The sequence below is a fragment of the Promicromonospora soli genome, assembly GCF_014653785.1.
GTDB lineage: Bacteria > Actinomycetota > Actinomycetes > Actinomycetales > Cellulomonadaceae > Promicromonospora > Promicromonospora soli.
Window position 1 is genome coordinate 407,514 of record NZ_BNAS01000005.1, and the last position, 25,580, is coordinate 433,093.

Here is a 25,580-nt window from a genome sequence, read left to right on the forward strand (position 1 = left end):
TGGAGCACATCGGCGTGGAGTTCGACGTCACGATCGAGATCCCCAAGGGTCAGCGGAACAAGTACGAGGTGGATCACGAGACCGGACGCATCCGCCTCGACCGCATGCTCTTCACCTCGACGCGCTACCCCGACGACTACGGCTTCATCGAGGGCACCCTCGGCGAGGACGGCGACCCCCTGGACGCACTGGTCCTGCTGGAGGAGCCCACCTTCCCGGGCTGTCTGATCAAGTGCCGCGCGCTCGGCATGTTCCGCATGCGCGACGAGGCCGGCGGCGACGACAAGGTGCTGTGCGTGCCGACGGGTGACCAGCGCGCCGCGTGGCGCCAGGACATCGACGACGTCTCGGACTTCCACCGCCTGGAGATCCAGCACTTCTTCGAGGTCTACAAGGACCTCGAGCCGGGCAAGTCCGTCGAGGGCGCCCACTGGGTGGGCCGCTCCGACGCCGAGGCCGAGATCGTTCGCTCGATCCAGCGGGCCAAGGACACGGGCTACTACGACAAGCACTGAGGCCTGAGTCGGCGAAGTAGAACTATCTCGCCCCCAGTTCTACGTAGCCGGCTCAGGGGCGGCCCGCGTAGGGCATCGCGCCGGAGAGCCGCAGCGGGTTCTCCGACAGCGGTTGCCCCGGCAGCGTCGCCTCGATCATCATGCCGCCGCCCGTGTACATGGCGACGTGATAGATCGACGCCGGGTCGCTCGGGTTGGAGCCGTAGAAGATGAGGTCCCCGGGCCGCAGCGACCCGTAGTCCACCTTGCCGACGGCCAGGTACTGCGACCTGGACGTGCGCGTGATGTTCACGCCCTGGCTCACCCACGACATCATCGTCAGGCCCGAGCAGTCGTAGGCCGACGGGCCCGCCGCACCGAGCCGGTACGGCGCCCCGAGCTTGGTCCGCGCCCAGGCCACCGCGCCCAGGCCCAGGCTCTCCGACCCGACGGTCACGCCCGACGTGGGCGGGCCGACGGGCGGCGCGGGCTCCGGTGCGGGCGGGGGCTCCGGTGCAGGCGCGGGCACGCCGCCCGAGTCGCCCTCCTCGGCATCCGGCTTCTCCAGCTCCTGCGAGCGGTCTTCGGCGGGAGCCACGACCGCCACCGAGTCCCGGGCCGCCCGCTGCCGTTCGAGCGCCGCCCTGGCCGCCGCCTCACGCGCGGCCTCGACGGCGGCTGCGCGCGCAGCCTCCCGATCCTGCTCTATCTGGACGCTGGTCTGGCGCAGGTGTGCGAGCCGCTCCAGCAGGGCCATCCGCTCCAACTCGGCGGCCCGGGTGCGCGCTTCGAGGGCGGCCGCAGCGGTCCGGGCGGCGTCCAGCGCGGCCTCGGCCTGCTCGGCCGCAGCGTCGAGCGCCTTCTTCGCGGCGGTCCACCGGGCGTCCGCGGACTCCGAGGAGGCGCGCGCGTCCTGGTACTCGGCAAGGGCCCCGGCCACCTTGCGCTGCACCGCACGCTCAGCGGTGCTGCGTCCCACCAGGTCGGGAACGGAGTCCGCCCCGAAGGCGACGCCGAGCGGCCCCATGTCGGCGTCGCGCGCCGAGACCCGGTACACCTCGGCCAGGCTCGTCCGCGCCGCCGTCTCGCCCTTGCGCGCCTTCTCGGCGGCGGACCGGGCCGCGGCCACCTCCTGCTCGGCCTGCTCGACGGCCTGCTGCGCCTCGGCGTAGTCAGCCGCCGAGACCTGCACGCGGACCTGTGCCGCCTCGAGCTCCGAGCGGAGCGCGACGAGCGCGGACTCCGCCTGCCGTACGTCGAGGGTCCCGGCCTCGACCGCGTCCCGGGCCGCCCGGGCATCCTCGACGGTGGGCGGATCGGCGGGCTGGTCTGCCTCAGCGCTCGGGCCCCACGGGAGCACCAGGCCGAGTGCGAGAACCCCGGCGCCGAGCGCACGGAGCGCCAGCACCATGCCGTGGCCATGTCGAGCTGCCATGATCCCCCTTTCGATCCGCGCACCACCGGCGTGTCGCCTTGCGCAGATCCTGCGAACCACTCCGAGATACTGGTCCAAATGTGCCCCGGGCATCCGAATGGCGCATCCGGAAAGATCCGTCGTCGTGCCAATTCACCCCCATGTCACCCCTCGCGCGTCTCGCATCGTGGTCTCGCAGTGCAAGACGCCGGTTCCGCCCACGCGCGGCGCGGGTTACGGTCCGAGGCATGAGTCGTCGAATGTGCCACTGACAACCAGCCGCACGTTCGCCTGCCCACGACCGGCCCGAGCCCATCGACGGACCTCGCCGCGCGATCTGCGGACCACTGCGCACATGCCCACGAGGCAAGCCAGTACCGAGCACACCACCCCGAGCCGCAGGAGCGACATGGCCATCCACACCCCGTCAGCCGCCCACGCCGGTCGCACGGCACCCGCCCCGGTCCACGAGGTCCGCGTCCCTTTCCCGGCCGCGGCAGCCCCGGCCGCGGCAGCCCCGACGGCGACCGCGGCGTCCGGCAGCGAGGTCGGCAGCAGCGGCGTCACCGCGCCGTCGCGCTCTCGGAGCAAGCCGCCGGTTCCCGTGAGCGGTGCGTGGCGGGAGGGCGACGACCCCGGGCGCCGGCAGTTCGCCGATGTCGGCTCGTTCAACCTGGAGGCCGGCGGGTACCTGCCCTCCGTGCGCGTGGCCTACGAGACGTGGGGCACCCTGAACGCCACCGGCTCCAACGCCGTGCTGGTCCTGCACGCACTCACCGGCGACTCCCACGTGACCGGCGAGGCCGGGCCCGGGCACGTGACCGACGGGTGGTGGGCGGAGATGGTCGGCCCGGGCAGGCCCATCGACACCGACCGGTACTTCGTCGTGGCGCCCAACGCGCTCGGCGGCTGCCAGGGCACGACGGGGCCGTCGTCGACGGCGCAGGACGGGCGCCCGTGGGGCGGCCGCTTCCCGTACATCACCACCCGCGACCAGGTCGCCGTCGAGATCGCGCTGACCCGGGAGCTCGGGATCCGGTCCTGGGAGCTCGTGATCGGCGCGTCGATGGGCGGGCTCCGCGTGCTCGAGTGGGCGCTGCTCGGGCCCGAGGCCGGCGTCGAGGTGCGCAACCTCGGCGCGATCGCTACGACCGCGCAGACCGGCGGGGACCAGATCGCGTGGGCGCACCCGCAGCTCGCCGCGATCCGTGTGGACCCGCGCTTCCGCGACGGCGACTACTACGACGCGTCCGCCGACGACGGCCCGCACAACGGCCTGGGCATCGCGCGGCAGATCGCGCACACGACGTACCGCACGGGCTACGAGCTGGACCAGCGCTTCGGGCGGCTGCCGCAGGGCGGCGAGGACCCGTTCGCGGGCGGCCGGTTCGCCGTGCAGTCCTACCTCGAGCACCACGGCGACAAGCTGGCCCGCCGGTTCGACGCCAACTCCTACGTGGTGCTCACCGAGTCGATGCTCTCGCACGACCTGGGCCGCGACCGAGGCGGCGTCGAGGCCGCGCTCAGCCAGATCACCGCCCGGACCCTGGTGGTGGCCGTGGACAGCGACCGGCTGTTCCCGCCCACGCAGTCCGCGCGGCTCGCGCAGTGGATCCCGGGGGCGGAGTCGCTGCGGATCGTGACGAGCGACGTGGGCCACGACGGGTTCCTGGTCGAGGCCGACCAGATCGGCCCGATGGTCAGTGAGTTCCTCGGGTAACCAACCTGCGGACCGCGGGTCCCAGGTCTAGCGTGACCGTATGGCAAAGCTCAATCCATACCTCAGCTTCAAGTCCGAGACCAAGGACGCCCTGGACTTCTACCAGTCCGTGCTCGGCGGCACGCTCGACGTCAGGACGTTCGGGGAGAACCCGATGGAGGGGATGCCCACGCCCGACGAGGACAAGGACCTCGTCATGCACGGGCAGCTCGACGCCCCGGGCGACCTCACGATCATGGCGGCGGACACGCCTTCGTTCATGGGTGAGTACGTGGCCCCCTCGAGCGGTGTGACCGTCGCGCTGACGGGCGGCCCCGAGGACCACGAGTACATCAAGGGCGCCTTCGAGAAGCTGTCCGACGGCGCGACGCCGGGCCAGGCCTTCGAGCTCGCCCCCTGGGGCGACTACTACGGGGCGCTCACGGACAAGTTCGGCGTCTCCTGGATGTTCGACGTCGGCACCGAGTGACCGGCGGTACGCCCTTTCGTTACTGAACCCGTCTCCAGTAGCCTTCGTCGAGCTGATCATCGCTGATCAGGCCGACGAAGAGGAGCGTTCAGTGACACATCGCCGTGCACTCGCCATCCTGGCCACACTCGGCTTCGTGACGTCCGGGGCGGTCGCCGCGTCCACCCCGGCCCAGGCCGATCTGCCCGCCCAGGAGGTCCTGTTCGTCGCGAACAACTGGGACGGAACGGCCTCCGTGCTGTCGTCGGGCGCCGACCTCACGCCGGTCGGGCAGGTCGACGTGATCCCCGACCGCGCCGAACGCCTGCGCGAGATCTACCGCGACCCGATCCGGCTGGCGGCCTTCCTCGTCATCCGGGAGACCGTGGGCGAGGGCCACGACCAGTTCGCGGACGACATGTACACGACGCGTGACGGCTCGTCCCTCGTGGTGTCGCGGCCGAGCTTCGCCGACGTCGTCTCCATCAGCCTCGCCACCGGAGAGGTGGAGTGGCGGTTCCCGGTGGCCGGCCTCCGGGCCGACCACATGTCCGTGTCGCCGGACGGGACGCAGGTCGCCGTCTCGGCGTCGACCGGCAACCGGGTGCACGTGCTGGACATCGAGAACGGCGTCGAGGCCGGCTCGTTCCCCACGGGCGACAAGCCGCACGAGAACATCTACACGTCCGACGGCCTGATCTGGAACATGTCGATCGGCGAGGTGAACAACGACCTCGACGACCCCGCGCTCGACTTCCTCAAGGGCGACCGCGTCATCACCGTCGCCGACGCTGAGACGTTCGAGGTGGTGCGCGAGATCGACATGCGCGACCGGCTCGACGACGCCGGACTGGGCCGGCTGTCCGACGCCGTCCGCCCCGCCACGTTCAGCCCGGACGAGTCGAAGCTGTACTTCCAGGTGTCGTTCTTCGGCGGGTTCCTGGAGTACGACGTCGAGAGCGACCGCATCACGCGGGTCAAGACGCTGCCGAGCGTGTTCGACGGCCGCCGCTCCGACATGGTCAACGACTCACGCCACCACGGCCTGACCATGCAGCCCACCGGCGAGCACCTGTGCGTCGCCGGGACCATGGACGACTACGCGATGGTCGTGGACCGGGCGACGCTCGAGGAAGGTCCCTTGATCGACGTCGCCAAGCCGTACTGGTCCACCGTGACCGGCGACGGCGCGGCGTGCGTCGTCTCGGAGTCCGGGGCGGACCAGGTGACGTCCATCGACTTCGCCACCGGGCAGAAGATCACCTCGGTGCCGGTGGGCGACCACCCGCAGCGCGTGCGGCCGGGCACCGTCCCCGCCGGCTGGTCCGGGGTCGGCTAGGGTCGCCGCATGCTTGCCGCCTACGTGACCAGGTTCTCGCCCGACAGCCCGCTCGACGGCCTGGAGGTAGGTGACCGCCCCGAACCGGAGGCCGCGGAGCACTGGACCACCGTGGACGTCCGGGCCGCAAGCCTGAACCACCACGACCTGTGGTCGCTGCGCGGCGTGGGCCTGCGGGAACAGCAGCTGCCGATGATCCTTGGCACCGACGCCGCGGGCGTGGCCCCGGACGGGACCGAGGTGATCGTGCACGGCGTCATCGGGGCCGACGGCCACGGCGTCGGGCCGAAGGAGCCGCGGTCGCTCCTTTCGGAGCGCTACCCCGGGGCGCTCGCCGAGCGCGTGGCGGTGCCGACGGCGAACCTCGTGCCGAAGCCGGCGGAGCTGTCGTTCGAGGAGGCCTCGTGCCTCCCGACGGCGTGGCTCACCGCGTACAACATGCTGTTCACGGCGGGCGGCCTCACGCCCGGCGACCGCGTCCTGGTGCAGGGCGCGGGCGGCGGGCTGGCGACGGCGGCGGTCACGCTGGGGGCGGCGGCCGGCCTGGAGGTCTGGGTGACGTCGCGCTCCGCCGAGAAGCGGGAGCGGGCCATCGCGCTGGGCGCGGCGGGCGCCGTCGAGGTGGGCGCGCGCCTGCCCGCACGCGTCGACGCTGTGCTGGAGTCGGTGGGCCAGGCGACGTGGGCCCACTCGATCCGCTCGGTACGCCCCGGGGGCTCCGTCCTGGTCTGCGGCGCGACGTCAGGCGATGCGGCCCCGGCCGAGCTGACCCGCATCTTCTTCCAGGAGATCCGCGTGCAGGGCGTCACGATGGGTTCGCGGGACGACCTGAGCGCACTCGCCAGGTTCTGCGCCCGCACCGGCGTGCGCCCGGTGATCGACGCCGAGGTGCCGCTCGCGAAGGCCGCCGACGGGCTGGCACTGCTGCACGAGGGCAACCAGTTCGGCAAGGTGGTCGTGCGGCCCTGAACTAAGGCTCCATGGGTATCGCCTGAGCCTGCGGTTCCGCTCCAGGCGCGTGCCTCGTCCCTCGGCCCGCACCCTGCGCTGCACCTCCGGCTCAGGCGAACCGGCGGGAGAACTCCTCCACCAGGGTGGGGCCTGTGTCGCCGATGCGCCACACGCTCCAGCCGTCGGCCGTGTACGAGCCCGATGCCGCCGTTGCGGCCGAGTCCGGGTGCCGGTAGCGAGCGCCGTTGGCCAGCTCGATGGAGCCGTCCGGCAGGAGCATCGCCTCGAAGTGCTGGTTGCGCCGGGGGCGCGACCACACGATCCGGGTGGGCGTGCCCACGCTCCGGGCGAGCGCCTCGAGGTCGGGGTCGTCCTCCTCCTCGAACAGCATCGGGGTGCTGGCCCGGATGCTCTCGCCCGGCGGCACGGGCCGGGCCGGCGCCTCGGGCGCGCTGGACGGGTACGGGTCGGGGGCGTACGCCGTCTGCGGGTAGCCGTCGTCCGGGCCGGACATGTAGCCGCCGGACTCCCACTGGTTCTGTTCCGTCGCGACCGGGGCCGCGCCGTCGGCGTAGCCCGACTCGAACCGCGGCTGCTCGTCGTAGCCGTAGCCGCCCTGGTCGCCGTACCCGGCGCCCGCCTCAGGGGTGTAGCCGTACCCCGACGGGGCGGGCGCGAAGGGCGAGTCGCCGCCGTAGGCGGGCTCCGGGGTATAGCGCGGCCGGGTGACGTCGAAGTCGGCCGGCACGTTCGGCGGCGGCCCGGCGTAGGCGGGCGCCTCGTCGTACGACGGGGGCTGCCACAGGTTCTCGTCGACCGCCGGCTGCGGCACGGACACCGGCGTGGACTCGCTCGGCTGGGCCGACTCCGCGAACCGGTCGGTGCGCGAGCGGCGACGCGGCGACGGGGGCGGCGGCGGTGAGGGTGCCGGCGGCAGCGGCGGCTCGGCAGCGTTCTGGGAGCGGGGCGGCGCGCCGGCGTCGCCGAGCGAGGAGCGGCTCGGGGCGAGTCGGGGCGGGGTGCTCGGCGTCGGGCGGGAGTCCGCACCGGGACGCGCCCGGGAGACCGGGGCGCTCGGCGGGCTCACGCTGCTCGGGGCGCTCACGATGTTCGGGCTCGGGGCCGGCGCGGGGTCGGACGAGGCTGCCGCTGCCTGGGCGCGGCGGCCGGCGCGCGTGCCCGCAGCACGCTCGGGCTTGCTGCGCTGGGCGGCCCCGCGGAGGCTCGACCGCAGGCCGGTCGCCGCGTTGGTCGGACCGGAGGAGGCGTTGTCCGACGGGGGCACCTGCTGCGCGGGGCGCTCGGAGCGGGAGGGTGCCTGCGCGACGACCGGCATCTTGCCCGTGAGGGCATAACCGACCTTGACACCCTCCTCGAAGGCGTCCTTGGGCGGCGCCGCGGAGCCGCCCGAGACCCCGCCGGTGACTCCCGTGTCCATCGAGCTGCTGACCGAGTTCTCCATCGAGCCGGTGATGGTGCCGCCGATCGGCGCCGACTTCGGCGCGGGCAGACCCGGCGGAAGGTGCACAACGAGCGGCGACACGTCGAGGAACTTGCGGCCGTCGTTCGAGTTCACGACGCCCATCTTCAGCACCTCGACGGGCATCGACGGCTGGCGCAGGAAGTCGACGGCGTTGAGGATCTCGTCGGGCGCGTTCTGGCAGATGATGATGAGCCGCGCGCCCGGGCCGCCGTTCTTCCCGGCCTGGGTGCGGGTGATGGGAACGCTGTCGTAGAACGCGGCGACGTCGTGCTGGAACGAGCTCGCGCCGCCGCTGTAACGCGCCGCGAGGTCGGAGCGCGTCAGCCTGCCGGCCGCGCCGGCGTGGTCGAGCGCCTTGGCGAGGTTCTCCCGGTCGAGGTCGGCCACGAGCTCCACGACGACGGGCGAGCCCGACGCGTCGAGGGCGAGCAGGTGCGGCTCGTCGGGGCCCGAACCCTGGGCGATCGGGAAGACCTCTTCGCCGAGAAGCCCGTCGATGTGGGAGTCGACAACCTGGTTGGCCGTGGTCTTCAGACCTGGTTCCGAGCCGTTCGCGCCGTTCGCGGACGTCACGAGGAGGGGCCGCTGGGTATCGACCTCGAACAATGGCATCTCGTGATCTCCCCGGGTCCTGCGGCATCGGTCCGCCCTAGCCTAAAGGCCGGTGGCAAGTGTCCGGAAACACCGGGGTGAAGGTTGTGGGTGAGACTTGTCCCATGGTTGGACCATGCCTAGGGTCATTGGCCATGACCACGATCCACGCCCCTTCGTTCCTGTCCCGGCGACCTTCCGTCGCCGGCCAGCAGGTGCGTGGCTCGGGGAGGTGCCACCAGGCACAGCGATGAGCGCCGCGGCGTCGGCGACGACGCTGTGGCCGGTCCTGATCGCCGGCGTCGTGGCCGGGTACGCGGTCGCCCTCCCCGTGGGGCCCGTCGCGTCCTACCTCGTCGGTCTGGCCGCCCGCCACCCCTGGCGGGTCGGCGCGGCCGGAGCGCTCGGGATCGCGGTTGTCGACGGCGGCTACGCCTTGGTCACCGGCCTGTTCGGCACGCTCGTCGCGGGCCTGGTGCAGCCGGTCGAGGAACCGTTGCGGATCGCGTCCGCCGTCGTGCTCCTGGTGCTGGCCGCCCGTGGCGCGCTGGCCGCCTGGCGGGAGCGGACGGCGTCGGGCGGCGACGTGCGGGCCGACCCGCTCACCGCTCCGCGCGCCTTCGCGCGCTTTGTCGCCATCACGGCGATCAACCCGGGGACCGTCCTGTTCTTCGCGGTGGTCGTGACGGGCGGCGCGCTGCTGCCCGACGCCGCGACGGCCGGCCGCACCCTGGTCGCCGCCGTGTTCGGGATCGCCGCGTTCCTGGCGTCCGCGTCCTGGCAGCTTGCGCTGGCCCTCGGCGGGACGCTGCTGGGCCGGGTGCTGTCCGGGCCGCGCGGCCGGCTGGGCACGGCGCTGGCGTCGTCCGGCCTGATGGTGGTCCTCGCCGTCGTGATGCTCCTGGGCTGACGCCGAGCGATCAGGGCTCGACGACGACGCTGTCGCCCCGGTAGGACGCCCGGACCGGACGGCCGTCGACCAGCACCCGGGCGAACTCGCCCGCCACCCGGAACCCGCGCAGGACCGTGCGGCGGCCGCCGCTCCCGTGGCCGCTGCCGGTCAGCTCGAGTGTCGCACCGGGAGCGATCTCGACGGCGCCTCTGACCTCGACCGTCGTCGCGAGGCTCGAGCGGAGGGTCGTCTCGCGTTCGAGGGTCAGCGCGCCGTGGCCCAGGCTGTCGGCCGAACCCGCCACGAGAGTGCCGCCCCGGACCACCGTGCCGCCGCGGTAGGAGTTGCAGCCGGCGAGGGTGAGCGTGCCCGTGCCGGTCTTGACCAGGCCGCCCGCGCCGTCGATGTCGTTGCGCCAGGCGTCGTCCGCCGCGAAGCCGCCTCCGGCGGCCAAGAGCTCGACGGTGACCGTCCGGTCGAACCGGGCGTACCCGTCGGCGGCGGCGAAGAGGTTCAGGCGCCCCCACTGCTCGGGCCCGTCCAGGATCGGGTAGCCGGAGGGCAGCGCGGTCGTGCGCAGCACGTCGCGCACCTGGGCCGGGGACAGGTAGGGGAAGCGCGTCTCGAGCAGGACCTCCGCGCCCTTCGGCACGTCGAGGTCGGCGGAGTGCCCGTCCCGGCGGCGCAGGGTGTAGGTCAGCGACGAACCGATCTGCTCCCGGTTCGCCGCCCGGTCGCGGTACTGGTCCGCACCGGTGTGAGCGGCGGCGTACAGGTCGTCGGCGCCCGTGATGGAGGTGAAGTACTCGACGGCTCGGGAGCGGGCCGCGGTCTTCAGCTCGGCGTTGGCGGGGTCACCGAGGATCGCGGCAGCCAGCGCGGTCGCCAGGATCCGGCCGCCGATGACGTCCACCGGCGAGTGCATGCCGGCGATGATCCGGCTGTCACCGAGCTCGGCCGCCACGACCATCAGCTCGGAGAACCGCTCAGGAATCGCGTAGGCGTAGGCGAGCGCGGCCAGCCAGGCGGCGTTGGCGTGGCCGCTGGGAAAACCGCCGTCGGACGCCGGATCCGTGCTGCGCTGCCGAAGCAGCTGGGGAGCGACGACCACGCCGGACTTGTAGACCGGGTAGCCGAGCTCGTCGACCACGCCCGTGTCCACGACGGTGCTGCGGTCGGTCATCCGCCAGGGGCGCGGGTACTGGAAGGCGAACTTCGAGGGGTTGCTGGACGAGAACGGGCCGCGCACCGTGTTCACGAGTCGGACGATCTCGCCCAGCTCGGAGGTGTCCGAGCCCGCACCGATCGCGGACCCGGCGGGCGCGTCAGCGGGTACCGCGTCGCTGATCGTGGTGGGCGGGGTCCCGTCCGGGGCCGTGGTGATCGAGGTGACGGCGCGTGCGCCCGTCCGGTACGCCTCGGCGAGCGGGCCGAGACCTGCGATGACCGAGTAGCTCTGGTGCCTGCGGTCGTAGACGAAGGCCTGCTCGGCCTGCTCGGCGGTTCGGCGCCGCGTCGCGTCGACGACATACCGGATGTTCTCGTGCAGCACCTTCGGGGAGAGGGCCAGACCGGTGTTCCACTCCGCGCCGGTCCGCCAAAGCTCCGACATTCCCGACAGCGCTCGGACGGCGGCGTTGGTCTCGCCCGTCAGGTTGGCCGTGACGTTCGACGTGTACCAGTCGACGAACGGCACCGGGGCAGCGGTGCCGGTGGCCGGGACACGGACGGCGGCGCTCGCCGAGGTGGGCAGGCCGACCGCCGTCGGCCCCACGACGAGAGCGCCGACGCCGAAGGCCGCGCCGCGCAGGAAGTCTCGCCTGTCGACGTCAACAGCTGGTTGCTTCATGCGCCGAGCGTCCCGGAACGCCGGGGCCCGTCGGTGAACCCCTGACGAACACCGGACGACAGGTCGGCGAACAGGACCGCGGAGCCCGAGCCGTTCCTGGGTAAGCCCTGGTTGTGGGCTCAGGAGTGGCCCGTCTCCGTCTCGTCGGCGGCGAGCCGCTCCTCGACCCTGGCGATCTTGCTGGTGATCTGCCCGGCCGGCGCACCCGGGCGGATGTCGGCCTTGATGACGAGGGACACGCGGTGCCCACCCCGTGCCACGGACTCGGTAGCTCGCTGTATCACCGGCATCACCTCGTCCCAGGACCCTTCGATCTCGGTGAACATCGAGGTGGTGCGGTTCGGGAGCCCCGACTCGCGGACTATGCGGACGGCCTCGGCAACCTGGTCGGCGACGGACTCGCCTGCGGTCATGGGGGCGACGGAGAACGCGAAGACAGCCATGTGCACATACTGCCCTCTCCCGGTCAGACACACGGGTCACCGTGGTGTCCGACAGCGGGAGGTTCTTCCCGAAACAGGGCAGACGTAGGCTCGACGCGTGAACGTCACCCTCCTCGCGGGCGGGGTCGGCGGTGCGCGGCTTGCGCACGGCCTCGATCTCGCGCTCAGCCCACAGTCCCTGACCGTCGTCGTGAACGTCGGCGACGACACCGAGCTGCACGGCCTCGCGATCTCCCCCGACATCGACACCGTCCTGTACACCCTCGCCGAGCTCAACGACGAGGACCGCGGCTGGGGCCTGCGCGGCGAGTCCTACGCGACCCTCTCCGCGCTCAAGGAGCTCGGCGAGGACACATGGTTCACGCTCGGCGACCGCGACCTCGCCACCCACATCGTGCGCACGGCGCGCCTGCGTCGCGGCGACGCGTTGTCCGCCGTCACGGCGCACATCGCCCGGTCCATGGGCGTCCGCCCCTGCGTCCTGCCCGTCACCGACGACCACCTCGCGACCCTCGTCGACACCCCGTCGGGCCGGCTCGGGTTCCAGGAGTACTTCGTGGGACGGCAGCACGCGGACGCCGTCCTCGGCCTGCACTTCGACGGGGCCGACGCCGCCCGCCCGGCCCCCGGCGTGCTCGACGCCCTGGCCGCCGAGCTGGTGGTGCTCGCGCCGTCGAACCCGTTCCTGTCGATCGAGCCGCTCCTCGCGGTGCGCGGGGTGCGCGAGGCTCTCGTGATGGCCCCCGGCCGCCGGGTAGCGGTGAGCCCCATCGTCGGCGGGCAGGCGATCAAGGGCCCGGCCGCCCAGATCCTGGAGTCCCTCGGGCACGAGGTGTCGGCCCTGGGCGTGGCCCGGATCTACGCGGACCTCGTGGACGTCATGGTGATCGACGAACGCGACGCGAGCCTCGCCGGGCCCGTGGCCGACCTCGGCCTGACGGTGCACGTCACCGACACGATCATGGGCGGCCCGCCCGGCCGTGAGCGCCTGGCCCGCGAGCTGCTGGCGCTCGCGTGACCGGCGTCGTCCCAGGGCAGGGTCAAGGCACGACGGCGGTGGTGCCGCTCCGCGACGGCGTGTCCGGCAAGTCGCGGCTGGCCGCGGTGCTCGACGCCGGCTCGCGGCGTCGGCTCATCCGGGTGCTGGCCAGGCACGTGGTGACGACGCTGCTGGCCGCCGACGGGATCGAGCGGGTCGTGGTGGTGACGGCGGACCCGGCGTTCACCCGGGAGACGCTGGCCGGGCTGGCGGTCGAGGTGCTGGAGCAGCCCGCCGACCGGCCGGGGCTGAACGCCGCCCTGGAGCACGCCCGCGAGGTCCTCGCGGCGGGCAGTGCCGGCCGCCTCCTCGTCGCGCACGCCGACCTGCCGGCGCTGTCGCCCGGGGACGTTGCGGCGATCCTCGCCGAGGACGCCCCGGTCGTGATCGCTACCGACCGCAACCGGTCGGGCACCAACCTCCTGCTCCTGCCCGTCCAGGGCGCAGGCCCGCGCTTCCGGTTCCGGTTCGGGGCCGATTCCCTCGCCGCCCATCTCGCGGAGGCGGAGGCCCATGGCCTGGACGTGAGGGTGGTGTACCGGCCGGGCACGGCCGTCGACCTGGACACGACGGACGACTGGTCGCAGCTCCCGGACGAGGTCCGCTCCGCCGTGGGCCAGCAGGTGCCCGGACTGCTGTAGGCGCCTGGCCGATCGACGGGGCGCCGCGACCGGTCAGCGCGCGGCGGCCTCCACCGCCGCGCGCAGGCTGCGCAGCGCCTCCTCCAGGCGCGCGTCGGCCAGGTTCCCGTAGCCGACCACGAGCACGGTGGACCTGGCCGACGGCGCCGCCTGGTACCGCCGCAGGTCGACCAGCGCGACGTCCCGTGCGGCCCCCTCGCGTACGACGGCGGCGGCGTCGATGCCGGGCGCGATGCCGGCCAGGTCCACAGTCACGTGCATCCCCGCTGCGATCCCGCCGACCCGCGCGCCGGGCAGCTCGCGGTCGAGAGCTGCCAGGAGCGCGGCCCGGCGTCGGGCATAGCGGGTGCGGGCCGCGCGCAGGTGCCGCGCGTACGCACCGTCCGCGACGAACCGGGCGAGCGTGAGCTGGTCCAGCGTCGCCGGGCCGGGCGTGGGCCCGCGGCGGACCGACACGTCCAGCACCGCGGCACGCCACCGCTGCGGCACCACCATCCAGCCGATCCCGAACGCCGGCGCCAGCGTCTTGCTCGTCGAGCCGAGGAGCAGCACCCGGTCCGGGTCGAGCCCCTGCAGGGCGGGCACGGGCCGGCGGTCGTAGCGGAACTCGGCGTCGTAGTCGTCCTCGATCACGAGCCCGTCCACCTCGCGCGCCCATGCCAGCACGGCCGCGCGGCGGTCGTCCGACAGCACGGCGCCCAGCGGGAACTGGTGCGCCGGGGTGAGCAGCACCGCACGGGCGCCCGTGCGGGCGGCCTCCGCGCGCAGCCGCTCCGTCGAGATCCCGGCGTCGTCCACCGGGACCGGGACCGGGGTGAGGCCGGCGGCCCTGGCGACGTCGCGCAGCGCGGCCCAGCTCGGGTCCTCGATGAGCAGGTGCGTGTGCCCGGCGTCGGACAGCGCGGCGGCAATCCGCGACATGCCGTCCGCGGCGCCGCGGGTGAGCACGACGGCGTCGTCGGGCCCGGACACGATCCGCGCCCGCCGCAGGTGGGTCGCCATCGCCGCGCGTGCCGCCGGGTGCCCGGCGGGCGGCTGCCCGCCCAGGTCCTGGTTGGTCGCGTCCGCGAGCGCGTCGCGGGCCGCGCGCAGCCAGGCCTCCCGGGGGACGTGCCGCAGGTCGGGCACGCCGGGCGCGAGGTCGTGCGCCGCGCGGTCCGGCGCGCGTTCCAGCCCGATGCCCGGTGTCGGTTGAGCCTGGCGAGACCGGGTCTCGGCGAGCGAGGGCTCCCCGATGCCCGGGACGACGTCGGGCGCGGACGCTGCGACCCGGGTCGCCGAACCCGTGCGGGCCTCGAGGACTCCCTTGCCCACCAGGTGCCCGTACGCCTCGGTGACCACCCAGCGGGAGATGCCGAGGGCGTCGGCGAGGGCGCGACTTGGCGGCAGCGCCGTGCCCGGGGCGAGGCGGCCGGAGGCGATGTCCTCGAGGATCGCCTCCTCCAGCCGGTGGCGGAGCGCGCCCTGGCCGGGCGCGAGTGCGATGAGCACGTCGTCCGCAGAATTGGTCTGGTCCGTCGGCATGGCATTGGACCGTAGCACCAGACCGATTCCTGCCTAGCGTGGTGATCGCCGGGCGGAGGCGCCCGGGACACGGCAGGCCGAAGGAGCAGACCATGCAGTACCGCACGCTGGACAACGGGCACACCTCGTTCGAGGTGTCGACGCTGTGCCTGGGCACCATGTTCATGGGCACCCGGACCGACGAGGAGACGTCGTTCGCGATCCTGGACCGGTTCGTCGAGGCCGGGGGCACGTTCCTCGACACCGCCAACAACTACAACGCGTGGGTCGGAGGCTACGGCCGCGACTCCGAGGACGTGATCGGCCGCTGGCTCGCCTCGCGGGGCAACCGGGACGACCTACGGATCGCGACCAAGCTGGGAGCGGCGAAGAAGGACCCCGACCTGCCGCTGTCGAACACGCCGCCCACCAACTACCAGGGACTGGCCGCCTCGACGATCGACCGGGAGGCGCGCGAGAGCCTGCGCCACCTCGGCGTCGACCACATCGACGTGCTGTACGGGCACGTCGACGACCTGGAGACGCCGCTCGAGGAGACGGTCGGCGCGTTCGGCAAGCTGGTCGACGAAGGGATCGTCGGGATCCCGGGCATCTCGAACGTCGCGCTCTGGCGGGTCGTCGAGGCGCGCGAGACCGCCGCACGGCTTGGGGTGGCGCCGTACGGCGCGGTGCAGCAGAGCTGCAGCTATGTGTACCCGCGGCCGCAGCCGATCCGGGCGAGCTGGGCCACGCCCGAGCTGCTCGACTACGCCCGGTCCACCGGCACCCCAGGCCGGCCGGGGCTCACCGTGATGGCGTACTCGCCGCTGCACCAAGGCGTGTACTCGCGGGATGACAAGGCGCTCCGCGACGGGTCGGACCACGCCGGGTCGCGAGAGCGGATCAGGGTGCTGCGCGCGGTCGCCGCCGAGATCGGGGCGACGCCGAACCAGGTAGCGCTCGCCTGGCTGCTGGGCGGCGAGGTGCCGGTGATCCCGGTGTTCGGGGCGAGCAGCGTGGCGCAGCTCGACGAGGCGCTCGGGGCGGCGGACCTGGTGCTGGACGACGAAGTGCGGGCACGCCTCGACGCGGCGTGACCTTCTTGGTTGTGGGCGTGATCGTTGCGACTATGCGTCCGGTTTAGGCGCAACGATCGCGCCCACAACAAAGGGGGTTACCAGCCGCCTCGGTGGATCACCTCGGCTTGGGGCTTGCGGGGGCGGCGGGTGGGTGAGCCCTTCGCGCCGCCGTCGGCCGGATGGCCGATCGCGACGACGCCGGTGATCTCGAACTCGTCCGGGATGCCGAGCTCGGCGCGGACCGCCGCCACGTGCTCCGGCGGGACGCCGAAGAAGCACGCACCCAGTCCCTCGTCGACGGCGGTCTGCAGCATGAGCAGCGAAGCCATGCCGACGTCGATGTGCCAGAACGGGGCCGGCCAGCGGGCCTCGTCGAGGTCCGTCCAGCCCTTGTCCTTCTCCGCGTATCGCCGCAGGTACGCGGCCTTGGAGGCGAGCGCCAGCACGATCACCGGCGCGGTCCGCATCCCGGCGAGCCAGGCCGACATGTCACGCTCCGAGCGCTCCGCGGTCTGCGGCGTCGACGCCGCCCAGAACCGGTCCCGGTCCTCGGCGGTCTCCAGCACCACGAACGCCCAGCCCTGGCTGAACCCCGCGCTGGGGGCGCGGACGGCGTTGCTGGTGATGCGGTCGACGGCCCTGGCGGCCACAGGCTCGTCGGAGAACTTGCGGTGCATCCGGCGCTTGCGGACGACGTCCTGGAATTCCATGGGGCTCATTGTCGACCTTCGGCGACCCACGAATCCCGTTGCCCGACGGCGGCGCGCCAGCCAGGCTGGAGGGCATGACTCTCCAGGCGATCGAGCAGGCAGCGCTGCCGTACGGCAACTTCGAGGGGTACCTCCACGGCTCCCAGGTCTCCATCATCTTCGAGCGGGTGACGCAGGACGGCGTCGGGCCGCGACTGCACCGTCATCCCTATTCGGAGACGTTCGTGATCCGGTCCGGCCGGGCGCTCTTCACCGTGGGCGGCGAGGAGATCCAGGCGGTGGGCGGCCAGATCCTCGTGGTCGAGGCGATGGTGCCGCACAAGTTCAAGACCCTCGGCGCCGACCTCTACGAGGCGGTCCACATCCACGCGAACGACCGCTTCGAGACGGAGTGGCTGGAGGACTGAGCCGTCAGCAGGTGGCCTGCAGCATCGCGACCAGCACCGCGCTCGGGTCGTACAGCGGCTCGTCGGTGTACCACGGGTAGGCGATGTCCCGGCCGGTGATGCCGATGGAAAGCTGCCGCTCGCCGTCGGGCGACGCCAGGTTGATCGAGATGGTGCCGTACGAGCCGCCGTCGTGCCCGTAGAGCCAGCCGCCGGGGACGCACGGGTCCGGGACGCGGTAGACGCCGAGGCCGTAGTCCGGGAACGCCTCCTGGCCCACGGTGCGGGGCTCGAGGATGTCCGCGGTGGTCGCCGGACCGACGAGGCGGTTCGTCACCAGCGCCTCGGTGAAGTCCGCGAGGTCCTCGGTGGTGCTGGTGACCGCGCCCGCGGCGTCGAACAGGCTCGGGTCCCAGTGGTCGAGGTCGTACCAGCCGGCCCCCTCCGGACCCGTGTACGCCGACTCGTGGAGGAACGGCCCGTACACGCCGGGGTCGTCTGGGTAGGCGCTCTGCCACATTCCCGCCGGGGCGAACACCCGAGACTGCATCAGGGCCTCGACGCTGCGCCCGGTGACCTCCTCAAGCATCATCCCGAGCACCACGTAGCCCGCGTTCGAGTAGGAGAACCCGGCCCCCGGCTCGTTCACCCACGGCGCGGCCTGGAGCGCCTCGATGTGGTCGGCCGCCGTGACCTCCTGGCCCATCACCGCGAAGACCTCGTCCACCGACGTCGGGTCGGTCACCCGCGAGGCGAGGATCCAGTCGGTGGCGGTCGGCGCGCCCGACCGGTGGCTCAGCAGCTGCTCGATCGTCACACCGGCCGGCATGACGCCGGGCAGCACGTCCTCCACCGGGGTGTCGAGCGTCCAGGTGCCCTTCTCGACCTCCTGCATCACCAGCGTCGCTATCATCGGCTTGGTGTTGCTCGCGACGCGGAACCGGTCGCGCGGCCGGGCGGGTGCGTCGCCCGTGCGCTCCCGGGTCCCGGCGGCACCGCTCCAGGTGTCCGACGCCGTCTCGACGCGCGCCGTCACCGCGACCGCGCCGTCCGCCACGAGGGCGTCCAGGGCGGCGTCGAGCTCGGCGTCGGCCGGCGCCTGCTGACCCTGCGCGAGCGCCCGGCTCCTGGCGACGTCGCGCCGCGCCTCACGAGCGGCGTCGGCCACCGCTTCGGACACGGTGGGCGGAACGTCGGCGGCGGTGGTGGACGGCGTCGGCCGGTCGGCGGTGCTCACGGCGTGCGCGGAGCCAGCGGCTACCAGCGGCGCCGCGAGCGCCAGGGTCGCGCTCAGGGCGAGCGCCGCTCGGCGGGTCGAACGATCCATGGGAGTCTCCTTCGTCTCGGCTGTGCTCCCATCCTCACGACGGACGCCCGCCGGCGGATCACCCGCCCGGTGGATATGGCTCCGACCTGCGGCGGAGTTGCCGATACTCCCCTACAGCCGGTCCGCTATCACCTCGAGCAGGGACTTGCCCTCGACGCCCGCGAGGTCCAGCGCCTGGGTGCGGCAGGAGAAGCCGTCGGCCAGGTAGGTCGTCCCGGGGGCGGCGTCCCGCAGCGCGGGCAGCAGCGCGTTCTCCGCGACCGCCACCGACGTCTCGTAGTGCCCCTTCTGCATGCCGAAGTTGCCGGCCAGGCCGCAGCAGCCCGCCAGTACCTCGACCTTCGCACCGCCCTTCTCGAGCAGCGCCTGGTCCGCCTGGTAGCCCATCACGGAGTGCTGGTGGCAGTGCGGCTGCACCACGGCCGTGAGGTCGGCGAGGGAGGGCATCTCCCACTCGTCCGGGGTGTCCGACGAGGTCAGCAGCTCGGCCGCCGTCCGCGTCATGCGGGCCACGGCGTGCGCGCGCGGGTCGTCGGGGAACAGGTCGAGCAGGTCCGAGCGCAGCACCGCCGTGCAGGACGGCTCCAGCCCCATGATCGGGATCCCGTTCACCGCGTACGGCCCGAGCACCTCGAGCAGCTTCAGCAGACGACGCCGGGCGCCGTCGAGCTGACCCGTCGAGATCCAGGTGAGGCCGCAGCAGGCCTGCTCGTCCGGGACGATCACGGAGTACCCGGCCCTGGTCAGCACCTTCAGCGCCGCCTGCGGGACCGTGGGCGCGAGCGCGTCGCTGAACGAGTCGGTCCAGAGCACCACCTTCGGCTTGGTCGCGAGCCGGGCCGCCGTAGCGCCCTCGCGCCCGGGCACCCCCAGCCCCTCCTCCGACACCACGGGCAGCCCGGGGACGCCGTGCGTCGCGCCGCCGCGCGCCCACCAGTGCCGGAACGGGATGTCCGCGAACTTCGGCATCGACCGGCGGGTGTCCATGCCGCCCGCCCACAGCACCGCCTTGCCGATCAGATCCACGCCCAGCAGCCGGTTGACCAGCCCCGGCACGTGCCCGGCCAGGCGGGCCCAGCGGGGCAGCCAGCCCAGGGCGTAGTGGTCGACGGGCCGCAGCTTGCCGCGGTAGGTCCGGTACAGGACCTCCGACTTGTACTGCGCCATGTCGACGCCCGCCGGGCAGTCGCTCGAGCACGCCTTGCACGACAGGCACAGGTCCAGCGACTCCCGCACCTCTGGCGCCTCGAGGCCGCCGACAAGGGTCCCGTTCACCGCCTCCTGCAGCACGCGGGCGCGCCCGCGCGTCACGTCCTTCTCGTCCTTCGTCGCCTGGTAGCTGGGGCACATGAAGCCGCCCGACGCCGAGGTGTCCGCCCGGCACTTGCCGACGCCCACGCAGCGGTGCACGGCGGTGGTCAGGTCGTTGTGGTCGTGCGCGAACGAGAACCCCTCGTACCCGGTCTTGCGCCGGACGCCGTGCGCGGAGCCCTTCCCGGCCATCGGCAGCTTGGTGCGCACCGGTGCCGCGGCCGGCCGGCGCAGGTCGACGTCGACCGCCCGCGGCCGCACGACGACGCCCGGGTTGAGCAGGTCCTTCGGGTCGAACAGAGCCTTGAACCGCTCCAGCAGCGCTATCGCCTCGGAGGAGTAGATGAGCGGCAGCAGCTCGGACCGGGCACGGCCGTCACCGTGCTCGCCGGACAGCGACCCGCCGTAGCGGGCCACGAGCTCCGCCGCCTCGAACATGAACGTGCGCAGCACCGACCCCGACGTCTCCAGCGGGATGTCGATCCGCAGGTGCACGCAGCCGTCGCCGAAGTGACCGTAGGGCAGGCCGTCCACGCCGTAGCGGTCCATGAGCGCCTGCAGGTCACGCAGGTACGACCCCAGCTTTTCGGGCGGCACGGCGGAGTCCTCCCAGCCGGGCCAGGCCTGCTCCCCGGCGGGCGTGCGGCCGGCCAGGCCGGCGCCGTCGGCCCGGATCTGCCACATCTTCGTCGCGTCGGGGCCGGCGGGCAGCACCACGGAGTCCAGCGCCGTCGACGCCGCCACTATCGCGTCCGCGCGGCCCAGGGCCTCGGCCTGCGACGAGCCGCCGACCTCGATCATCAGCCAGCCGGTGACGCCCTCGACGCCGGCCCCGGGCAGCGGCGGGACCGAGCTTTCGCCCTTGGCGCGCCGCACGACGTCGACCAGCCGGGCGTCGAGACCCTCGATGGCGAGGGGCTTGTGGTCCAGGAGGCGGGGGACGTCGTCGGCGGCCGTGGCCATGTCGGGGTAGCCGAGGACCACCAGCGTGGGCGCGCCCGGCGTCTCCACCAGGTTGAGCTCCGCCTCCAGGACCGTGACCAGCGTGCCCTCCGTGCCGACGAGGGCGCGGGCGAGGTTCGAGCCGTTCTCGGGCAGCAGGTGCTCCAGCGAGTAGCCCGACACCTGCCGGCCGAACCGGCCGAACTCCGTACGGATCAGCGCGAGGTTGTCCCGGACGAGCTCCTTGAGACCGGGGACGGATCGGAACTCGGGGTCGCCGGAACCCGCGGTGAACCGCCGCCCGGCGCCGTCGATCACGTCGAGCGAGACCACGTTGTCGGCGGTGCGCCCGTACGCGACGGCGTGCGGGCCGCACGCGTTGTTGCCGATCATGCCGCCGAGCGTCGCGCGGTTCTGCGTGCTGGGGTCGGGGCCGAAGCGCAGGCCGTGCGCCTTGGCCTGCGCCTGGAGGGTGGACATGATCGTGCCCGGCTGGACGCGGGCCGTGCGCCGTTCCGGGTCGATGCTCAGCACCCGGTTGAGGTTCCGGCCCAGGTCGAGCACGACGCCCGGGCCCACCGAGTTGCCCGCGACCGACGTGCCCGCGCCGCGCGCCGTGATCGGGATCTCGAGCTCGCGCAGCACCCCGAGCGCCGCGACGACGTCGTCGGTGGTCTCCGGGAACAGCACGCCCTCGGGGACCACCCGGTAGTTGGACGCGTCCGTGGAGTACTCGGCGCGGCGGCGCGTGCTGGTGTCGACGTCGCAGCCGACCACGGTGCGCAGCGCGTCGGCGACCGCCTCGCGCGCGGCCTCGGCGGCGTGGTCCGCCTCCCGGCGCGCGGCCTTGCGCCGCTCCTCGCTCTCGGCGCGGCGGCGTTCCGCCTCCTCGGCGGCCCGGGCCTCGGCCTCTTCCCGCGCGATGCGGGCAGCCTCGGCGGCGTCGGCGGTGTGGCCCTCGGAGCCGTGCGCAACACGGTCGTAGTCGTTCATGCCGTTCCGGGATCGGGCGTCGTTGGTCTGCGATGGCACCTCGCGATTCTCGCACCACGAGGCGGCAGACCGCGCCAGATGTTCACGCAAGGTACCGGCGCCCCGCCGGCCGAGCGGGTGGAGAACTGTGGTCTCGACCCGCTCGACCAGCGAGAAAGCTCGGCCGGCGAAGCGGCGATCAGCCCTCGAAGGTGACGTCCACCGTGATCTGGTCGACGCCGGTCAGCGCCTTCGAGATCGGGCAGCCGGCCTTGGCGGCCTCGGCAGCGGCCTTGAAGCCCGCCTCGTCGATGCCGCTCGCGTACCCGCGCACCGTCAGTGCGCTCTTGGTGACGCGGACACCGCCTGCGGGGTCCGGGCCGAGCGTCACGTCGGCCGTGACCTCGAGCTGCTCCGGCGTGCCACCGGCCTGGCCCAGCTCGTTGGTGAACGCCATCGTGAAGCACGACGAGTGCGCCGCCGCGAGGAGCTCCTCGGGGCTGGTGACGCCCGCGGCCTCGTCGGCGATGCGAGACGGCCAGGACACGTCGAACGTCCCTACGCCCGACGACGACATCTCGACCTGGCCCGACCCCTCCAGGAAGGTGCCGTTCCAGGCGGTGCGGGCGGTGCGTACTGCCATGGTGCTCTCCTTGTGACTCGGATGATCCCTGCCTGCCCGACCCTATGCCGCCCGCCGGGCAGTCGCGTCACGTCCACGCGTCACGGGGCGAAGTCGAGCAGCTCCTCGCCCACCGCCATGACGGTCCAGCTGTTGCCCTTGTCGTCCACGAGGTGGTAGGCGGGGACGAGCAGCTCCGTGTCGTCGGCCAGGCTGTAGCGCACCTCAGTGAGGCTCGCCGAGACGATGGTCACGTCCGCCACTGGCCACGCGATCGGACCGCCCGGCACCGGCGCTTCCGCCGTGGGCCGAGCCTGTTCGGCCTCCTGCGGTGCCGGTCGGGACCCCAGCACCGAACCGGCGAACCGTGGGTCGCCCAGGCGCTCGACGGCCTCCACCTCGCTCACGACCGGGTACGCGCCAAGGCTCTCGCTCCCGCCCGCCCCGGCGGAGCGCACCTCCGCCGTCCGCGGCGTGTCCGACAGCCCGGCGCCCGCGTGGAACACGAGCCCCGCTCCCGCGGGCAGGTCGCCGCCCGCTTCGAGCGGCTCCGCGGCCTCGGCATCCGCTTCCGGCAGTCCCATGGTCGACGGCTCGGCGTTGTCCGCGGACTCGGCGCCGCCGCTGTCCTCGACGTCCGCCGCCATGGAACCGGCCCCCGCACCCGACTCCCCGGCCACGTAGCCGCCACCGCCCGCCGCCACGATCCCCGCCACGGCGGCCGCGACCAGCCACGGCGCCCGACGCCGGTGCCGCCGCACCGCCAGCTCGTCCGCCTGCCCGGGTCCGGCGGGCTCGCGCCCCTCCGGGCCGGCCTGCTCCGACGGTGCCCGCACCTCCGCCAGCGGCCGGGTTCCCGACCCGGCGATCAGCGCATCGACCTTGGCCCGGAGGACGCCCTCGACCGGATCGGGCGCACGCTTGGCAGGGTCCGCCGCCACCAGGCGGTCGAACGCCGGGTCCCCCAGTCGCTCGTGCTCGTTCATCGCTGTCCCTCCGTGCCGTGCGCCGCCGCACGGCGCGCACACCCTCTACATGTGCTCATGCGTCCACCGCTTGCTCGTGCGCGTCCCACGCGTCGCGGAGCCGGGCGCGGGCGCGGGACAGGGCCGCGTCAGCCCCGCCGCGGGAGACGCCGAGCACCACCGCGAGATCGTCGCCCGACAGCCCGTCCCAGGCGACGAGCAGGAGGATCCGCCGGTCGCGCGGGGACAGCCGGGACAGGACCCGGCGCACGGCGTCGTCGTCGACGGCGAGCGTCGCGGGGTCCACGTCGTCCGGCTCGTCCGGGACGACCGCGACGGGCAGTGCCCGCATCTTGCGCCGGTGGTTCGCCAGCACATAGCCGGCGGTGCGGTACATCCAGGGCAGCTCGGCCCCGTCAGGCACGTCGTCGCGCCGCCGCCAGGCCGTCGCGAGCACCTCGGCGGCGAGGTCCTCGGCGTCGGAGGTGCGGCCGCCGTCGGGCAGCCGACGGACGAAGTACGAGTAGAGGGCGCGCGAGTGCGCGTCGAAGAGCGCGCTGAACCAGGCCTCGTCGTGCGGGGGCCGGTCGTGCGGCGGCTCGTCCTTGGGGGCGCCGGGTCTGTCGTCCACGACCCCACTCTGTCGTGATTGCCTGGTTCCTTGCACGTCGAGCTCGCCGAGGTTGACCGCCTGTGCAGATCTCGACGGGCTCGACCACGGTAGACGGGCTCGACCACCGGCGGTCGAGCACCGGTGGTCGAGCCCGTCGAGACGGTCAGTCCTCGTCCGGCGGCTCGGTCGGCTCCACCTCGGGGGCTTCCACGGGACCCGCCTTGCCGGTCCCGAGCACGCCCTGCAGCGCGCCGGTGAGCTCGCCGGAGCGGTCGCCCGACAGCTCCCACCACATTGCTCCGCCGAGGCCCTGCTCGCGGATGTACGCCGCCTTCGTGGTCACTGACTGCGCGCTGTCGTAGGACCACCAGTTCGTGCCGTCGTACCGCCAGGCGGCCCCGAGGTCGGCGTCGTAGTGCTCGGTGCCGACATTCTTGACCAGGTCGTAGTCGTCGATCCCGGCCTCGTACAGGCCGGGGGCAGCGCCCGTCGCCCCGCTCCACGGGTCGGACGACGTCACGCCGGTCCAGCCGCGGCCGTACATGGCGAGGCCGAGGCCGAGCTGCTCGGCGGGGACGCCGGCATCGAGGTAGTTCTGCACGGCGAGGTCAGCGCTGTACTGCCCCGGCCGCGGGTCTGCGGGGTCGCCGTACAGGTTGCCCTGGTGGCCGGCGAGGTCCGCGTCCCAGGCGCCGTGCAGGTCGTAGCCCTGGACGTTGCCGAAGTCGAGGGACTCGAAGATCTCGGGGTCGTTCCAGCCGCCCGACTCGATGTCAGCGGGGTTGGCCGGGAGGAAGGCCGACAGGAGGTAGTCCCTGTGCGTCTTCCTGCCGAGCGCGTCGAGCTGCTGCCGGAACTCGGCGAGCAGCAGCTTGAAGTTCTCGCGGTCGTTCACGGGGTCCACGTGATTGCCCTCGGCCCCGTTGAGCGAGCCGGGCCACTCCCAGTCGATGTCGAACCCGTCGAACACGCCGGCTGCCGCGCCCGGGCCGCCGCGCCCGTCGATGACCGGCAGGTTGCCCTTGATGAACACGTCGATGCAGCTCGACACGAACTTCTCGCGCGAGGCGTCCGTGGCGGCAGCCAGCGAGAAGTTCTTGGACCAGGTCCACCCGCCGATCGACATCAGGACCTTGAGGTCCGGGTGCTTCGCCTTGAGCTGCTTGAACTGGTTGAACGAACCGGCCAATGGCTGGTCCCAGGTGTCCGCCACGCCCGAGACCGAGCTGGCGGCCGTGTAGCCCATGCCGTAGTCGGCCCAGGCGTCGCCCGCGCCGTCGGACCCGTCGGGGCCGGGGCCGTTCCCCTTGTTCGCCTCGAAGCACTCGAGGCGCTCGTTGTGGATGTTCGCGAACGCGTAGTTGACGTGGGTCAGCTCGTCCGCCACGCCGGACGTATCAAGCTGCTTGGCCTGGTAGCCGCGCCCGTACACGCCCCACTGGGTGAAGTAGCCGACGCTGCGGAAGCCGTTGATAGCGGAGTCGCCGGCGTCGGCGGACTTCGCGGGCTTGGGCTTGGCCTCGGCCGCGTCCGCCTCGGACAGGCTCGCACCTGCCACGGCGGCGGAGGCTGCCACGGCGAGCGCGGCGGCCCCCGCGAGGATTCCTCGGGTGAGCCGTCTCGTGCCCGACGGCCGAGCGTAGGTCGGTCCCATGTGCGTCCCTCTCGTCTGCGGCCCGGTTGGCCGGCATCCCCTAAAGTAAGGACACCTTGCATAACCGGGAATGAGGGAAAACCCTTACGTACGTAGTGCGCACGCCCGAGAAGGCCATACTTGCGAGCACCGTGAACGAATCCGGGAGGCTGGATGACCGCGCCGCCGCAGCAAGTCGTCTTTCGGCTCCCC

22 protein-coding genes are annotated in these 25,580 nt (G+C 73.1%); 10 read left to right on the forward strand and 12 right to left on the reverse strand.

Features of this window, described 5'->3' with window-relative positions; translation table 11 throughout:
* Positions 1 to 14 precede the first annotated feature (14 nt).
* On the forward strand, positions 15 to 515 hold the full coding sequence (locus IE250_RS17985) for an inorganic diphosphatase (protein WP_108493354.1): 501 nt from the start codon (positions 15 to 17) through the stop codon (positions 513 to 515).
* 52 nt (positions 516 to 567) lie between these two features.
* Here the strand turns inward: IE250_RS17985 and IE250_RS17990 are convergent, their stop codons facing one another.
* Positions 568 to 1,929 carry a C40 family peptidase gene (locus tag IE250_RS17990; RefSeq protein WP_189670642.1) on the reverse strand — a complete coding sequence of 454 codons (1,362 nt, stop codon included), beginning with the start codon at positions 1,927 to 1,929 and terminating at the stop codon, positions 568 to 570.
* 388 nt (positions 1,930 to 2,317) lie between these two features.
* Between IE250_RS17990 and metX the strand changes: the two genes are divergently transcribed.
* The 4 genes from metX to IE250_RS18010 all read left to right on the forward strand — a co-directional run bounded on the left by metX (position 2,318) and on the right by IE250_RS18010 (position 6,384).
* Positions 2,318 to 3,628 (forward strand): homoserine O-acetyltransferase MetX, encoded by a 1,311-nt coding sequence (metX, locus tag IE250_RS17995; RefSeq protein WP_229872562.1) that lies wholly within the window; start codon positions 2,318 to 2,320, stop codon positions 3,626 to 3,628.
* Between the two features lie 40 nt (positions 3,629 to 3,668).
* A complete protein-coding gene (locus tag IE250_RS18000; protein WP_189670643.1) occupies positions 3,669 to 4,097 on the forward strand; it encodes a VOC family protein in 429 nt (142 codons plus the stop codon).
* 91 nt (positions 4,098 to 4,188) lie between these two features.
* Positions 4,189 to 5,415 (forward strand): YncE family protein, encoded by a 1,227-nt coding sequence (locus IE250_RS18005; RefSeq protein ID WP_229872563.1) that lies wholly within the window; start codon positions 4,189 to 4,191, stop codon positions 5,413 to 5,415.
* A gap of 9 nt (positions 5,416 to 5,424) precedes the next feature.
* Positions 5,425 to 6,384 (forward strand): zinc-binding dehydrogenase, encoded by a 960-nt coding sequence (locus IE250_RS18010; RefSeq protein WP_189670644.1) that lies wholly within the window; start codon positions 5,425 to 5,427, stop codon positions 6,382 to 6,384.
* Between the two features lie 91 nt (positions 6,385 to 6,475).
* On the opposite strand, the gene IE250_RS18015 is transcribed toward IE250_RS18010, so the two are convergent.
* Positions 6,476 to 8,461, reverse strand: a complete 1,986-nt coding sequence (locus IE250_RS18015; protein ID WP_189670645.1) for a restriction system modified-DNA reader domain-containing protein — start codon at positions 8,459 to 8,461, stop codon at positions 6,476 to 6,478.
* 229 nt (positions 8,462 to 8,690) lie between these two features.
* Here IE250_RS18015 and IE250_RS18020 point away from each other — a divergent pair, with 229 nt between their 5' ends.
* The gene (locus IE250_RS18020) at positions 8,691 to 9,350 is read left to right on the forward strand and encodes a LysE family translocator (RefSeq protein WP_189670646.1); all 660 of its coding nucleotides are present in this window, start codon (positions 8,691 to 8,693) and stop codon (positions 9,348 to 9,350) included.
* Positions 9,351 to 9,360: 10 nt separating this feature from the next.
* Here the strand turns inward: IE250_RS18020 and IE250_RS24995 are convergent, their stop codons facing one another.
* Both IE250_RS24995 and IE250_RS18030 read right to left on the reverse strand, forming a co-directional pair.
* Positions 9,361 to 11,181 (reverse strand): phosphatase PAP2 family protein, encoded by a 1,821-nt coding sequence (locus IE250_RS24995; RefSeq protein ID WP_189670647.1) that lies wholly within the window; start codon positions 11,179 to 11,181, stop codon positions 9,361 to 9,363.
* Positions 11,182 to 11,300: 119 nt separating this feature from the next.
* On the reverse strand, positions 11,301 to 11,624 hold the full coding sequence (locus IE250_RS18030; protein WP_189670648.1) for a thiamine-binding protein: 324 nt from the start codon (positions 11,622 to 11,624) through the stop codon (positions 11,301 to 11,303).
* 97 nt (positions 11,625 to 11,721) lie between these two features.
* Here IE250_RS18030 and cofD point away from each other — a divergent pair, with 97 nt between their 5' ends.
* Positions 11,722 to 12,642: a 2-phospho-L-lactate transferase gene (gene cofD, locus IE250_RS18035; protein ID WP_189670649.1), complete on the forward strand. Its 921-nt coding sequence runs from the start codon at positions 11,722 to 11,724 to the stop codon at positions 12,640 to 12,642.
* Positions 12,639 to 13,304 carry a 2-phospho-L-lactate guanylyltransferase gene (gene cofC / locus IE250_RS18040; protein WP_189670650.1) on the forward strand — a complete coding sequence of 222 codons (666 nt, stop codon included), beginning with the start codon at positions 12,639 to 12,641 and terminating at the stop codon, positions 13,302 to 13,304. Before cofD ends, cofC begins: the two co-directional genes overlap by 4 nt.
* Positions 13,305 to 13,337: 33 nt before the next feature.
* On the opposite strand, the gene pdxR is transcribed toward cofC, so the two are convergent.
* Complete coding sequence (gene pdxR / locus IE250_RS18045; RefSeq protein WP_189670651.1) at positions 13,338 to 14,828, reverse strand: MocR-like pyridoxine biosynthesis transcription factor PdxR; 1,491 nt, start codon at positions 14,826 to 14,828, stop codon at positions 13,338 to 13,340.
* Between the two features lie 92 nt (positions 14,829 to 14,920).
* Here pdxR and IE250_RS18050 point away from each other — a divergent pair, with 92 nt between their 5' ends.
* On the forward strand, positions 14,921 to 15,904 hold the full coding sequence (locus IE250_RS18050; RefSeq protein ID WP_189670652.1) for an aldo/keto reductase: 984 nt from the start codon (positions 14,921 to 14,923) through the stop codon (positions 15,902 to 15,904).
* Positions 15,905 to 15,981: 77 nt separating this feature from the next.
* On the opposite strand, the gene IE250_RS18055 is transcribed toward IE250_RS18050, so the two are convergent.
* Entirely contained in the window at positions 15,982 to 16,596 is a 615-nt protein-coding gene (locus tag IE250_RS18055; RefSeq protein WP_189670653.1) for a nitroreductase family protein, read from the reverse strand.
* A 74-nt stretch (positions 16,597 to 16,670) separates the two neighbouring features.
* Between IE250_RS18055 and IE250_RS18060 the strand changes: the two genes are divergently transcribed.
* Positions 16,671 to 17,003, forward strand: coding sequence for a cupin domain-containing protein (locus IE250_RS18060; protein WP_189670654.1), 333 nt, complete (start codon positions 16,671 to 16,673; stop codon positions 17,001 to 17,003).
* Positions 17,004 to 17,007: 4 nt separating this feature from the next.
* On the opposite strand, the gene IE250_RS18065 is transcribed toward IE250_RS18060, so the two are convergent.
* From IE250_RS18065 to IE250_RS18090, 6 genes are all read right to left on the reverse strand, one after another.
* Positions 17,008 to 18,309, reverse strand: a complete 1,302-nt coding sequence (locus IE250_RS18065; RefSeq protein ID WP_189670655.1) for a serine hydrolase domain-containing protein — start codon at positions 18,307 to 18,309, stop codon at positions 17,008 to 17,010.
* A 111-nt stretch (positions 18,310 to 18,420) separates the two neighbouring features.
* Positions 18,421 to 21,555, reverse strand: a complete 3,135-nt coding sequence (locus IE250_RS18070) for an FAD-binding and (Fe-S)-binding domain-containing protein (RefSeq protein ID WP_189670732.1) — start codon at positions 21,553 to 21,555, stop codon at positions 18,421 to 18,423.
* Between the two features lie 178 nt (positions 21,556 to 21,733).
* Entirely contained in the window at positions 21,734 to 22,177 is a 444-nt protein-coding gene (locus tag IE250_RS18075) for an OsmC family peroxiredoxin (RefSeq protein WP_189670656.1), read from the reverse strand.
* A gap of 80 nt (positions 22,178 to 22,257) precedes the next feature.
* Entirely contained in the window at positions 22,258 to 23,142 is an 885-nt protein-coding gene (locus IE250_RS18080; RefSeq protein WP_189670657.1) for a hypothetical protein, read from the reverse strand.
* A 55-nt stretch (positions 23,143 to 23,197) separates the two neighbouring features.
* Positions 23,198 to 23,752, reverse strand: a complete 555-nt coding sequence (locus tag IE250_RS18085) for an RNA polymerase sigma factor (protein WP_189670658.1) — start codon at positions 23,750 to 23,752, stop codon at positions 23,198 to 23,200.
* 145 nt (positions 23,753 to 23,897) lie between these two features.
* Positions 23,898 to 25,388 (reverse strand): glycoside hydrolase family 18 protein, encoded by a 1,491-nt coding sequence (locus IE250_RS18090; RefSeq protein ID WP_189670659.1) that lies wholly within the window; start codon positions 25,386 to 25,388, stop codon positions 23,898 to 23,900.
* Positions 25,389 to 25,580 lie beyond the last annotated feature (192 nt).